The sequence below is a fragment of the Aliiglaciecola sp. NS0011-25 genome (assembly GCF_040370605.1).
In the GTDB taxonomy this organism is placed as follows: domain Bacteria; phylum Pseudomonadota; class Gammaproteobacteria; order Enterobacterales; family Alteromonadaceae; genus Aliiglaciecola; species Aliiglaciecola lipolytica_A.
In genome coordinates this window covers 218,349-231,381 of sequence record NZ_BAABWR010000001.1, presented here as the reverse complement: position 1 = coordinate 231,381, position 13,033 = coordinate 218,349, and the positions used below count along the sequence as shown (strand labels likewise).

The 13,033-nt window shown below is 39.5% G+C and carries 9 protein-coding genes; 4 read left to right on the top strand and 5 right to left on the bottom strand.

Features of this window, described 5'->3' with window-relative positions:
• Positions 1-85 precede the first annotated feature (85 nt).
• The 4 genes from ABWV72_RS01045 to ABWV72_RS01030 all read right to left on the bottom strand — a co-directional run bounded on the left by ABWV72_RS01045 (position 86) and on the right by ABWV72_RS01030 (position 3,248).
• Positions 86-565, bottom strand: coding sequence for a hypothetical protein (locus ABWV72_RS01045; RefSeq protein ID WP_353368364.1), 480 nt, complete (start codon positions 563-565; stop codon positions 86-88).
• 9 nt (positions 566-574) lie between these two features.
• Entirely contained in the window at positions 575-1,840 is a 1,266-nt protein-coding gene (locus ABWV72_RS01040) for a peroxidase family protein (protein WP_216049130.1), read from the bottom strand.
• 2 nt (positions 1,841-1,842) lie between these two features.
• The gene (locus tag ABWV72_RS01035) at positions 1,843-2,490 is read right to left on the bottom strand and encodes a hypothetical protein (protein ID WP_216049129.1); all 648 of its coding nucleotides are present in this window, start codon (positions 2,488-2,490) and stop codon (positions 1,843-1,845) included.
• A gap of 62 nt (positions 2,491-2,552) precedes the next feature.
• Positions 2,553-3,248: an RNA polymerase sigma factor gene (locus ABWV72_RS01030; protein ID WP_216049128.1), complete on the bottom strand. Its 696-nt coding sequence runs from the start codon at positions 3,246-3,248 to the stop codon at positions 2,553-2,555.
• 746 nt (positions 3,249-3,994) lie between these two features.
• On the opposite strand from ABWV72_RS01030, the gene ABWV72_RS01025 reads away from it, so the two are divergent.
• A complete protein-coding gene (locus ABWV72_RS01025; RefSeq protein ID WP_353368363.1) occupies positions 3,995-4,918 on the top strand; it encodes a GGDEF domain-containing response regulator in 924 nt (307 codons plus the stop codon).
• A gap of 141 nt (positions 4,919-5,059) precedes the next feature.
• On the top strand, positions 5,060-8,557 hold the full coding sequence (locus tag ABWV72_RS01020) for an ATP-binding protein (protein ID WP_353368362.1): 3,498 nt from the start codon (positions 5,060-5,062) through the stop codon (positions 8,555-8,557).
• Between the two features lie 100 nt (positions 8,558-8,657).
• Here ABWV72_RS01020 and gorA read toward each other — a convergent pair whose 3' ends face one another.
• Complete coding sequence (gorA, locus tag ABWV72_RS01015) at positions 8,658-10,004, bottom strand: glutathione-disulfide reductase (RefSeq protein WP_216049125.1); 1,347 nt, start codon at positions 10,002-10,004, stop codon at positions 8,658-8,660.
• A gap of 187 nt (positions 10,005-10,191) precedes the next feature.
• On the opposite strand from gorA, the gene prlC reads away from it, so the two are divergent.
• Both prlC and ABWV72_RS01005 read left to right on the top strand, forming a co-directional pair.
• A complete protein-coding gene (gene prlC / locus ABWV72_RS01010; protein WP_353368361.1) occupies positions 10,192-12,246 on the top strand; it encodes an oligopeptidase A in 2,055 nt (684 codons plus the stop codon).
• A gap of 26 nt (positions 12,247-12,272) precedes the next feature.
• The gene (locus tag ABWV72_RS01005) at positions 12,273-12,971 is read left to right on the top strand and encodes a DNA-3-methyladenine glycosylase I (RefSeq protein ID WP_353368360.1); all 699 of its coding nucleotides are present in this window, start codon (positions 12,273-12,275) and stop codon (positions 12,969-12,971) included.
• Positions 12,972-13,033: the final 62 nt, after the last annotated feature.

Sequence of the window (13,033 nt, the reverse complement as noted above, 5' to 3'; positions counted from 1 at the left end):
TTGTAACCTATAAATTTTGTTTGGGATAAGAAACTTGGAGCTAGTGCCACCTTGAGGAAGTGGCACTTTTAGTCAGCGATGCGGGTTAATCGAGAAGGTAAACTATCCAACTGTGTTTTGATTTAGCTATGTTTCCGTATTTATCTTGCCAAATCACATGGGCAATAATATCGCTATCTGGATTGTCATCCGCCGGTAGAAAGTTGGTCCATTCTTTGATGTGCCACCCTTCTAAATCATCAAACATAATGGTTGAGATGCCATCGTTTATATTGACCAGTTGCGTTTTATCTTCATTTAATACAAATACGGTGTTGTCTGATGCTAATCTGAATAACTCAGGCCATTCGTTAGCACTTGAACCGTCTTGATTGACAGCCGTTTCTTGTACATATAGTAGATCAGCAATTTTTTTCTTACTGATCTCAATAAAGTACCTTTTTTGTGGAACAAAAAACCAAGGACTAATTTGTGAAACTATTTCTTCCTGCGTTTTAGTTCCGCCAGTTTGTTCGACCGCTTCTATGCCTAAAGCTGTAATTTCTCTTATTATTTGGTCGGGCATACAGTTTCCTTAGTTCACATTGAAAAGTTTATGCAAGTCTACATTGTTGTTCTCGTCGAGTAACTTATCTTTCACTTCGTCTAATACCATCAATGCATGACGTTTATCATAAGTACCGTTTTTGAAAATTGATAGGGCTTTAGTATTGATAGCGTCATGTAATACATCTGCAATTAGAATACTCCCTAGTTTACCAAGCCTTTCTCCGTTTTGAGTGGTAGCGGCTTCTTGCAGGATATATGTCCAAAGTGGTAAGTTCTGGATATTGAGCTTTTCAATGCCATCAAATTGCGGTGACAATTTTTCCAGAGGAGTCATTTGAAAAATGTCGTTTAGCTCGGCTTGAGCATTGATTTTTTTAACAATGTTGTATCCAGATGGAATTTGTTTGTTTAGCCCAGCCAATATATTTTTAAAGATAATACGGATCATTTCTGAATTGTCAGAAGGAAAACGTATTTTTGACATGGCATCTGATAAAGACAGATCAATTTTATTGGCTTTTTGATTGTCTCCAAAAAAACGACGCCATTGAATTACGTGTTTATCTTGTACTTTTTGTGAAGATGCAAACAACGAGGTCAACGGTACTTCAGGTTGAAAGCGCCTTAGTGCGTAACTATTTCTCACCATACTGTGACCAAAACGAAATGCACTATTGTGAAAATAATCTAAGCGCTGCTCGGTTTTGAAGGGTAATTCAGGCTTTGCCTGTTGATTAAAATACACCTCAAAAATGTGCGGATCTAAAAGATTTTTTAGATAATATTCAATGGTCACAAACTGAAAGGTTAGTATGGTGTGGCATTTAGCATTTTCAAAATCGAAATGATATGGCGCTTCTATTAATTGGTTGTGAAAATTCTGCCAGAATGCATGTAGCTGACAAATAATATCGTTGATGTCATTGCGGTGTTCGGGAATTCGCGCTTTACCATTGTCGTCTCTTGCAACGTCGAAACCTTTTACCCCTTGCCATTGTATTGGGCGCAACTCAAATCTGTCATTCACAATACTATTGTTTTGACCATATAGACTTTCCAGTAACAATTCATTGCTTACCGTTCTGACTGGGTGATCTGGTGGGGTGGTATGTGGTGCAATATCGTGAGCAATCATTTGCCCAAAATAAGTCATTCCCGCATCAAGATTACTTGATGGTACTGTATTGTTATTTTCCAATAATTTTTCTGCAATTTGCAGTAATACAGGATCACTCAAATAATCGGGATTCCACATCTTTTTAAGTTTGTGGGTAAAACTAAAATCCAACATAACTAATCTCTTACTGCTACTACCAACGATTTCTTATTTCTATTGTTTGATTCATCAAGGGAATATTGAATTTCTATCAAACCAACTTGCAACATCTCTTTATCTACCGATATGACTACTTCCCCTTCGGTGTTAGGGGTGTAGGACGCGGTATAGATTGGACTCGATGAGGAGTTAATAAACATGTTGATTTGATATGTTTTAGTAACATCAAACTCGTCTTGAAGGACTAGAGAAACAGATGATGAGACATCATTAAGAGAAAATGTCTGATCAACATTGGAGGTGTTGCCTCTTGCTGAAGACACGTAAACCATGGAAGGCGAAGAGAACGTACTATTCGACGTGACCAAATGTTCAAAATTGACAACTAACGAAAACAGCAGAGCACCGGCACAAAGAGTACCTATGCTAGCGCGCGCAGGTGTCGCAAACAACAATTGCCAAAACGTTGGTTTTTGTTTCGGGCTTTGAGCTAAAAACGGTAACGCTTTAATAAACATCGAGTCGAGCTGCAATTGGTCTACAACGTCAGGATTTTCCATTAGGTAAATTTCAAATTCTTCACATTCTTCTGCACAGAGCTTGCCTTGCATATAGCGATTGGCGATATCACGTCTTTCGATATATGCTTGATCCATTGGTGTCATTAGAACCTCTTATTTTCTCCAGCCAACAAACCATAATTATATAGTTTTCCCAAATGGCCGTTCTATTCTTCCGTGTCGGTGTTAATAACCAAGTGTTGCGGGATTTGGATTTCTCTCACCTGATTGTGAAAAAAATTATCAATTGAAGAAGACTGGGCAGAAACTGAAACTTGACAGGCTAAGGCAAGGCTCAAAAGTGATGTTAATGTTGTTTTATTTAGATCTATACCTAATTTAAGTTGAATGACATCTTTAAGTCTTTCGCGCGCTCTGTATAACACTCTGTCGAAGTGCGCTGGGCTCAATTCAAACTCGTCGCAAATTAGTTGTTTGGATTGGCCATAGACAAAATAACGATACAATAAATCTCGATCTCGTTGGGCAGGTAATTCATCAATAACCTGTTGTACAATTTGTACTAATTTTTCAGAATTGAGTGAATTAAAAATGGATTTCGACGTGTCTGGGTATTCCAAGTCGATTGAATCTGAATATTCGGTTTTACGCCGCGACTCCTTGCGGAAATGGGCTATCAACAAATTAAGCCCGGTCCGACGAATATAGGCGCCGACTGCTGAGCTATTTTCAATTTTACCATTGCGAATGTTGTCGATAACTATGAGGAAAGTATCTTGGGCTATGTCATTGGCTAATTCGTCATCGTCAGCCTGTTTTTTCAAAATAAAAAATAGACTTTTCCAATATTTATTAACCAATTGTTGCTCAGCTTGAGTCTCGCCAGAGGCAATTCTGTCCACCAGATACTCCGACGTAATCATCTCCAACGTTCACTCCTACTGCATAAAGAACAATCGAATTATTGATCTACTATCGATTGATTCACTGAGCAGACCTGAATGCTAAAACTTAGTGGAATTTTAAACATGATGCAACCGCTAGAGGACTGATATTTCAATTTATTCGGCTGTATTCAAAAGGTTTAATGAGTTTTGATTAATTAATAGGCTTCTATATTGTGGGTAATTCATTTTCCCTTTGATTTAACCCAAGCCGCTTTTTAGAAATCAAAAACAAGCACCTAGTTGTTATATCAGCACGACGCATTGCTTTATTACTTCTTTCCTATTCATTTTTAACAATTGTCAGAAGCATTCACCTTGGTCCGATGTATTGTGAGTAAAATCTGCTCTATCGTTAATTTGTCTTGGTAATGAGGGGGTTAGGTTCTTGAAATTGTTAATTATTTATCAGACATTAGTTTGTTCTTTCGGCTATTTATCAGCTCCTTATTGAGGACGATTAAAGACATTTCAAAATGGAGAAAAATCAAAGGAATTTAATCTATTTTTTGATATCATCAGAAAGTCGAAATTTTTGTTGTAACTCCGTCCTTTCATGACTCTGATGGCTAGCTGAATAATCGTCTACCGATTGATTGGTGGAAAAGTAATTTTTACTTTTTTTATGCCAGTAAATGAGTCCGAAAGAAGACGAAAAAAAGCAAAAAATAAACCTTCATAAATAACTAAAAAGGTAAAAGTAGTTGGTTGGGAAACATTATGTACAGCAAGGTACCTTGCAAGAGGCTCTTGTTTTAATTGTCGATGATGAACCCATCAATGCTATGGTTATCGCTGACTTATTGGCGAACTTGTATAAAACCAAAATTGTCTATTCTGGCGAAGAGGCGTTAGAGTTTTGCCAGCACCAGACACCGGATTTGATTCTATTGGATGTAGTGATGCCTGGGATTTCGGGGTTAGAAACATGTCGGACAATTAAGAATAATCAAAATCTACAACACATCCCAGTTATTTTTATCACCTCGGTTAAAAGTCAAAACGATGAAAATAAATGTTGGGAGGCTGGAGGAGTCGATTTTGTTTCCAAGCCGGTTAATGGTATTACACTGTTAAACCGCGTGAAAGCTCACCTTACTTTAAAAGCACAATCTGACTTTCTGCGAAAAATGTCATTTACCGACGGTTTAACCGGGCTATACAACCGACATTTACTCGAAGATGTATTGAATAAGTATATGCTTCAGTCTAGTCGCACCGAGTCTCCATTATCACTCCTTATGCTGGATATCGACTGGTTTAAACGCTTTAACGACAGTTATGGGCATATTAGTGGAGACAAATGCCTAATTTCGGTCAGTAATGTTTTAAAAGACGTTTTACATCGTCCAAATGACATGTCATTTCGCTATGGCGGAGAAGAGTTTCTATGCCTTTTGCCCGATACCGATAGGGCTGGAGCTGAGCATATCGCGAAAACTATTTTACAAAAAATAGCGGATTTAAAGGTGCCTCACGAAGCGTCACCATTTGGAATCGTTACCGCAAGTATTGGTTTGTATAGCACAAGCAATAATGAATCTTACAAAGTCAATGAAATTATCCGAAATGCCGATAAAGCACTTTATTTAGCAAAACAAAAAGGTCGGAATCAATTCACCGGTTAACTTGCGTTGTTTTTAGCGAACTACTAAAGTTTAAAGTCATTTACGCATAATCTTTTATATCATTAGTTACTATCTGGTTAACTTTCAATTTATTGAAAAGCACAGAGGGTTTTGGGTGCAGTTTTTTCTACGGAGTATTTAATGTCAATAAAGCCACGTTTGCCCAAGATAAAATCTTGGTATGGCGGGAAAAACTTATTTATACCTACCTTTTTTCTATTTGTATCAATAATTTCTATCGCTATTATCATTTTCGAAACTCAACTTAATACTACTATTATGGCTTTAGTTGAAGAGAATCAGCGGGTAACAAATAGTCGAATTGACACTCAGGTACAACAATCCCTTTCCAAATATCGAAATGACTTACGCTTTTTGTTTGGTACACCTCCTATTGAAGGTTTTGCCAATACTATGGTGCAAGATTCTGAAGTAGATGGTTCTACTCATGAACAATGGAAACAAAGGTTAGAAACTATCTTTGTAGCTTTTGTTGAAAATAATTCCGAGTACGAACAAATGCGCTTTATCGGCATTGGCAATGAAGGCAAAGAGTTAGTGCGCGTTGAACGAAGTGGCGGTGGCATAAAAGTGGTAGGCGATGCTCACTTGCAAAAAAAGAGCGATAGAGACTACTACCAGCAAAGTATAAAACTGTCTGCGGGACAAATTTATCTGTCCGAAATTTCACTAAATCGTGAGTTTGGCGAAATAGAATTTCCTTATCGTCCTATGCTCAGATTATCCATACCAGTATTCAACAATCAAGTCGAACGTTTAGGTTTCTTAATCCTAAATATCAATGCCAGTGAACTGCTGAATTCGATTCAAGGCCTTGTTGATAAACCGAACCAACTAATTTTAACCGATAGCAAAGGCTTTTTTCTGGTGCATCCTAATCCAGAACTAATGTACAGCAAGGACCTAAACCCAGAAGCAAATTGGGATCGTTATTACAATCAGAAACTAGACTTGGGCAGTCAAATCGATATTACTAGAGTGAAACACTACCCAACAGGAGAGTTCTATTCTTCTGCTAAAAAATTAATTATCAGTGGTGATTTTAATGATGGTTTTCTGCTCTCTCATATTCTAACCCCAGAGGCAGTAATAAGTGATTTAGCGATGCAAAGACGAACCAATGTCTATGCCATTTTATTTGTTGTATTTATTGTAATAGTAATCGTTTTGGCGGTTTTTCAGAGAGGGTTGCGTAGAAGTCAGGAATTAGCTGAAGCAAGGGCGGAATCCGAGGCGATCGTTAACGGCTCGCAAGATGCTATTTTCGGGTTAACAACCGATGGGCGAATATCAAGCTGGAATCGCGCCGCAAAGGCGTTATTTGGTTTAGATTTCGAGCAAGTAGAAGGTCGGCGTGTTGTGGAGCTATCGTTATTTCCTGAGGTCAATTTTGATGAACTTATTCATAAATTGGCAAGTGGCTCGAGTCAGCAGTCTTTAGAAACCTGTTTACAGCAGAATCAAAACATTAAGCTGTTGGTTTCACTGTCTGCAATTCTTCAAGATGGCGTTACTTTCAGTGGAGTTGCGGTGATTACACGGGATATTACTAGCTTAAAAAAGGCCGATGAAAAAATCCGCAAAATAAACGCTGAGTTAGAGGTGAAAGTCGCTCGGCGTACCGCCCAATTGGAAAAAGCGAGCGATGTTAAAAGCGCGTTTATTTCTAACATTAGCCATGAAATGCGTACCCCGCTAAACGGTATAATTGGCACTTTAAATCTCATTAAAAAAGAACCACTTAGTGAACAACAGTTACAGTACCTTGATATGACGGAAGTGAGTGTTAACTCGCTCTCGGTGTTGATTAACGACATTTTAGATTTATCAAAAATAGAAGCGGGTAAATTAGACCTGGATTACAAAGCATTTAAACCTGGTAAATTAATTGAAAGCTTGTGCGGAAGTATGGCAGTCAAAGCGCAAGAGAAAGGCCTAGAATTTATACTTGATAGCATTGATATAAAGTGTGAATCAATCATCAGTGATCCGCATCGCTATTCACAGATTCTTACTAACATTTTAAATAATGCAATTAAATTTACCAATCAGGGACATATTTTAGTCAACGCCTATTCAGAACAACTCGATGATAATCATTGCAGTCTGCATTTCGCGGTGACAGACACAGGAATAGGCATCGCAGAAGAAAATCAGAAACGATTATTCAGTGCATTTTCCCAAGAAGACAGTGCTATCGCTGCTAAGTACGGTGGAACAGGCCTTGGACTATCGATATGCAAACAATTGAGTAAATTACTCAATGGCCAAGTGACCTTCAAATCAGAAAAAGGCAAAGGCAGTACGTTTCATTTCCAAGTACATATCCCCAATGTTAACGTGACGTTCAAACGTCCAGAGAAACATCTCAGTGGCAAACTCGTTTCCATCTTAGTCGCGAATCAACAACTCCATCAAAGTCTATGTAATATGGTCGTCAAACTCGGCGCTAAGGTCATGCCAGATAATGAGATTACCGGCTATTTAGAATCAAATACTGAACTGCCGGCAAAATTGCCTGACATTTTTATTGTTGATCAGCTTGATCCTCGGGCCCAGTTACTTGAACATTGCTGGGACGCTATAGAATATGCCAACAACAGCTCTGCGAAAGTGGTCATGTTGTATAATACCCGCGATGCAAAAACCATGTTTAAACGTCTTAAGCCTATCTATATTTCCAAACCCGTGTCTATTTCAGAGTTTTTATTGAAATATACCGACAAAAAGCAAACGTTAGCCGACGCCAATTCAGAGCAGAAAAAGCCTAAAATAGCTGAAGTGGATCTTCCCGTAGACAGTAAATTAACCGGTGCTAGAGTATTGGTTGTGGATGACAATGATATAAATGTCGAGGTGGCAATAGGCATTTTAAAACCTACTTCAGTAGAAACAGTGAGAGCTGCCAACGGACAACAAGCAATCGATAAATTGCTCGCATCTGCTGCCAGTGGGGAAATTATTCACTGTGTACTAATGGATTGCCAGATGCCAATTTTGAATGGTTATGAAGCAACTGCGCAAATACGTAACGGTGAAGCTGGTCAGTTATATATTGATGTTCCAATCATAGCTATGACCGCAAATGCTATGCTGGGAGAAAGGCAAAAATGCTTAGAGGCTGGCATGAATGATTATGTCACTAAGCCAATTTCTGCTGAAAAATTGATAACTAAACTGACTAAGTGGGTGTTATCTGTGTTTAAACCCAAGGTTAAAATTATTAATGACAGTGGAGATACGGAACAATCTATTGCCCAAGCTATTACCTCTTGCGTGGTTTGGGATAAACAGGGAGCACTTACCCGGTTGATGAATAATCAAAACCTGTTGAACAAAATATGTAATATATTTTTGCAAAGCACTGGAGAAAAAATTGCAAAGTTGCGAGGCAGCGTCCAGAGTCAATCTTTAGAAGAAATTTGCCAATTGAGTCATTCACTTAAAGGTGTTTGTGGAGATATTGGTGCAATGCAGCTACATGAAACCTTTGGTAATATAGAGATTGAAGCTCATAAACCGAATATTGCCGCGATTGAAAGTTTGCTTGTGACCATGGAACAGCAATATGACACTCTAGTTAACCTGCTTGAAAAACATATCGAAGCTGCAGATTAGATTATTAGCCCAAGGTATTGGCTTAGTAAACCCCTCTAGTTTCGACTGTATTGACAGCCAAAACTAGGGAGAAACGGTTCGCTTTGTTAGTCGGCTAGGGTCACATAGTGACGTATTCTTCTCCAGAAGTAGGATGAATGGCTACGCAAGCATCAAAATCAGCTTTAGTGGCGCCCATCTTCATAGCCACGCCAAATCCTTGCAGAATCTCGTCCATACCGGCACCTATGCCATGTAAGCCGACGACTTTTTCTTCCTCACCTGCACAAACTAGTTTCATTCGAGTCATTTGACGATGTTTCGTCACTGCTGTGTACATAGCCGCGAAGCTAGAGCTATATACTTTAACGTTGTCAGCACCGTATTCTTTGATCGCCTCATCTTCACTTAAACCTATAGTGCCGATTGGAGGATGACTAAATACCACTGTTGGGATAAGAGAATAATCCATGTGTGCATTAGTCTGACCGTTAAACAAACGCTCAGACAATAAACGTCCTGATTTAACCGCAACAGGTGTGAGTTCAACATAACCAATGTTATCGCCTACCGCATAGATCCCATCTACGTTGGTATTTTGGAATTTGTCGACTTTGATGTATCCACGTTCATTGAGTTCAACGCCAGTATTTTCGATGCCAATTTTATCATTAGCGGGTTCACGTCCTATGGCCCAAACAACACAGTCTGTTTCAATACTGGTACCGTTTTCAAATTCAATGGTTAACGAACCATCTGTATTTTTAATTACCTGTGTGGGGGTAGCATGGGTGTGCAGAGTCGGGCCATCTTGAGCCATAAGCTCTACTAAGGTTTCGGATAGCATAGTATCAAAACTTCTTAATGGCGCGTGTTTACGCACGACTAAATCGGTTTTTGTACCTAAAGCGTGCATTACACCTGCTAGCTCTACCGCGATATATCCGGCACCAACCACAACCGCACGTTTAGGTTGTTGGTTTAATTCAAAAAAGCCGTTAGAGTCGATTCCCAATTCTGCACCTGGGATCTTTGGTATGGTAGGGCGACCGCCAGTAGCAATAAGAATGTGCTCTGCGGTATATTGTTTGCCATTCACTTCAACGGTATTTTTGTCTACAAAAGTAGCAAAACCTGAAATTAAAGTAACGCCATTTTTCTCAAAGCCGCTGCTGTAGCTACCATGAATGCGCTTGATATAGGCTTCTCTGCTTGCAACCAAGGTTTTCCAATCGAATTTATTGATTGTGACATCGAATCCGTAGTCTGGTGCATATAGGTTTATGGCTTCAGCGACATGGGCGCCGAACCACATCACTTTTTTAGGAACACAGCCCACATTTACACAAGTGCCGCCAACCGCTGTTGCCTCAATTATTGCCACCTTTTTGCCATACTTTGCTGCGCGGTTTGCTGAAGCAATTCCACCACTGCCCCCGCCGATACATATGTAATCAAAATCTGCCATGTTTTATCCTGAAGTTAGTTGTATTAATTAGGTTATTGTAGATGAATAAGAAGCACAAATCCTGTGGATTCAATTTTCAGACAAAAAGTTCATGAAGGTAATAAATATATTTGCCTATCTCTTGTAATTGCCTTTATAAGGCCTCACGTACAAAGTTCCAACCCTTAAAATATTAATGGATACATTTATGAATCAAGTCGCCACTCATCATTCTCAATCAGATATCAAGTCTTTGCCTCAGTTTACGCAAATCAAAATTAGCGAAATAAAAGACTCAATAGAAGAGGCGATTTCGAACTGTAAAAACACTATTAATAGGGTGTTAGAGCAAGAGACCGTGAATTGGGACACTATCATTCAACCAATTGACGAAATAGATGATATTTTGGGTAAGCTGTGGTCACCAGTATCACATATGAACTCTGTTGTGAGTAATGACGAGTTACGTGAAGCCCACGATGCATGTCTACCACTATTATCTTCCTATGGCACTTGGGTTGGGCAGCACAAAGGTCTTTATGATGCTTATACTCAGATTAAGCACTCTGAAGAATTTTCCACACTCTCGGTTGCGCAGCAGAAAGTTATTGATAATGGTATCCGCGACTTTACCTTGTCTGGGGTTGCGTTGGAAGATAGTAAAAAGCAACGTTATGGTGAGATTAAAAGTCGGCTGTCAGATTTATCCTCTACATTTAGCAATAATGTGATGGATGCGACATTGGCTTGGCAAAAACATATTACTGACAAATCTGAATTGGCCGGGTTACCAGATTCTGCCTTAGAAGCAGCTAAGCAATTGGCTGAAAGCAAAGATCTAGAGGGCTGGTTGTTCACCTTAGATATTCCAAGTTATTTGCCCGTTATGACCTATGCCGACAACCGTTCGTTGCGAGAAGAAATGTATCGCGCTTACACCACCCGTGCTTCAGAGCTAGGTCCTAATGCAGGCGAGTTCGACAATACCCAGATTATTGAAGAAACCTTAGCTTTGCGTCATGAGTTAGCCAATCTTATGGGGTTTGCAAGTTACGCTGAACGCTCGCTAGCAACTAAAATGGCCGAGTCTACTGAGCAGGTTACTGGATTCCTAGAAGACTTAGCAAAACGCTCAAAACCGCAAGCTTTAAAAGATCTTCAAGAAGTCACCCAATTCGCCAAGGCTGAACATCAGGTAACAGAATTACAAGCATGGGATTTAGCCTACTACAGTGAAAAACTAAAGCAGCAACAATATTCCATTTCAGACGAACAATTGCGCCGCTATTTCCCAGAAAAGCAGGTGGTCTCTGGCTTATTTGAAGTGGTTAAACGTTTATACAAAGTTAATATTGTGCAGCGTCAAAACGTTGATGTGTGGCATAAAGATGTTAAGTTTTACGATATTATCGACAATGACGGTGAATTGCGTGGTAGTTTCTATTTAGATTTGTATGCTCGGCCTCGCAAGCGTGGTGGAGCGTGGATGGACGAATGTCAGGTTCGTAGAACGCGAATCGACGGGCAATTACAATATCCTGTGGCTTACTTAACATGCAACTTTAATGGACCCGTGGGCGACAAACCTGCGCTGTTTACCCATGACGAAGTCATTACTTTGTTCCATGAGTTTGGACATGGTATTCATCATATGCTAACTAAGGTAGATGTGGCCGGCGTTTCAGGAATCAATGGTGTGCCATGGGATGCAGTGGAGTTACCTAGTCAGTTTTTAGAAAATTGGTGTTGGCAACCCGAAGCGCTAGCATTCATATCGGGGCACTATGAAACAGGCGAAGCCTTGCCCAAAGACCTGTTAGACAAGATGTTAGCAGCGCGTAATTTCCAATCGGCGATGCAAATGATGCGACAATTAGAATTCAGTTTGTTCGACTTCACCTTACATGAACAATACCAGCAAGAAAATCCGGTTAATGTGCAAGAATTTATTCAAAAAGTGCGTGAAAAAGTGTCGGTACTTAAAGCTCCAGAATTTAATCGTTTTCAAAATAGCTTTGGGCATATTTTCGCCGGCGGTTACGCGGCTGGTTATTACAGCTATAAATGGGCAGAAGTATTAAGTTCTGACGCCTTTAGTCGGTTTGAAGAAGAAGGGATTTTCAATCCGCAAGTGGGTTCAGACTTTTTACACAATGTTCTGGAAATGGGCGGCAGTAAAGAGCCGATGACGTTATTTGTGGCATTCCGCGGAAGAGAGCCCAGCGTTGATGCATTATTACGCCATTCGGGTATTGCCGCTTAATCAAATTAAAAAAGGATAGTGTGCTTTTGGCAACTTTAGAAACATTTGAACACCTTTACCAACGAGCCTGTGAGCGTAAAGGAGGTCCTAAAAAATTAGCTTTATTGTTGTCGAAGCCACTGACACCTAAGAAGATAGAAGCTATTGGTGATGATCGTTTTTTAGCAGAATTCAGTAAAAAGGTTTTCCAATCAGGTTTTGTTTGGAGAGTAGTGCGGGATAAGTGGCCTAATTTCGAGCGAGCATTTTTCAATTTTGATATTGAAAAGGTCGTTTTAATGCCAGATGAGATGCTCGAAAAAAAAGCCCAAGATCCCAGTATTATTCGTAATTACAACAAAGTAAAAACCATTCGTGAAAACGCATTAATGATTCAAACCGTTAAACAGGACAAAGGTAGCTTTGCCAAGTTTGTGGCCCAATGGCCCACTCACGATATTATTGGGTTATGGGCATATCTGAAAAAATATGGCGCACGTTTAGGTGGCAATACCGGACCTTACGCATTGCGCGCCTTGGGTAAAGATACGTTTATTCTTAGCCAAGATGTGGTGAGCTATTTTGCCAAAAGAGATGTAATCAGCGGCTCTGCTTCATCTAAACGCAGTTTAACGGCTATGCAAAACGCATTTAACGATTTTCATCAGCAGAGCAATCTTTCACTGCAAGAAATCAGTCAAATTATTTCTTATAGTGTAGGTGATAACCATATACAAGCTGAATAACTTAGTTGTAAACAACCTTGTTATTCAGCACAGACTAATAATGTTTAGGCGTTTTTTGTCTA

Bases quoted from the DNA above. Each gene is read 5' to 3' on its own strand.
- ABWV72_RS01035 (WP_216049129.1), bottom strand. From the start codon at position 2,490: ATGACACCAATGGATCAAGCATATATCGAAAGACGTGATATCGCCAAT.
- ABWV72_RS01040 (WP_216049130.1), bottom strand. From the start codon at position 1,840: ATGTTGGATTTTAGTTTTACCCACAAACTTAAAAAGATGTGGAATCCC.
- gorA (WP_216049125.1), bottom strand. From the start codon at position 10,004: ATGGCAGATTTTGATTACATATGTATCGGCGGGGGCAGTGGTGGAATT.
- ABWV72_RS01045 (WP_353368364.1), bottom strand. From the start codon at position 565: ATGCCCGACCAAATAATAAGAGAAATTACAGCTTTAGGCATAGAAGCG.
- ABWV72_RS01020 (WP_353368362.1), top strand. From the start codon at position 5,060: ATGTCAATAAAGCCACGTTTGCCCAAGATAAAATCTTGGTATGGCGGG.
- prlC (WP_353368361.1), top strand. From the start codon at position 10,192: ATGAATCAAGTCGCCACTCATCATTCTCAATCAGATATCAAGTCTTTG.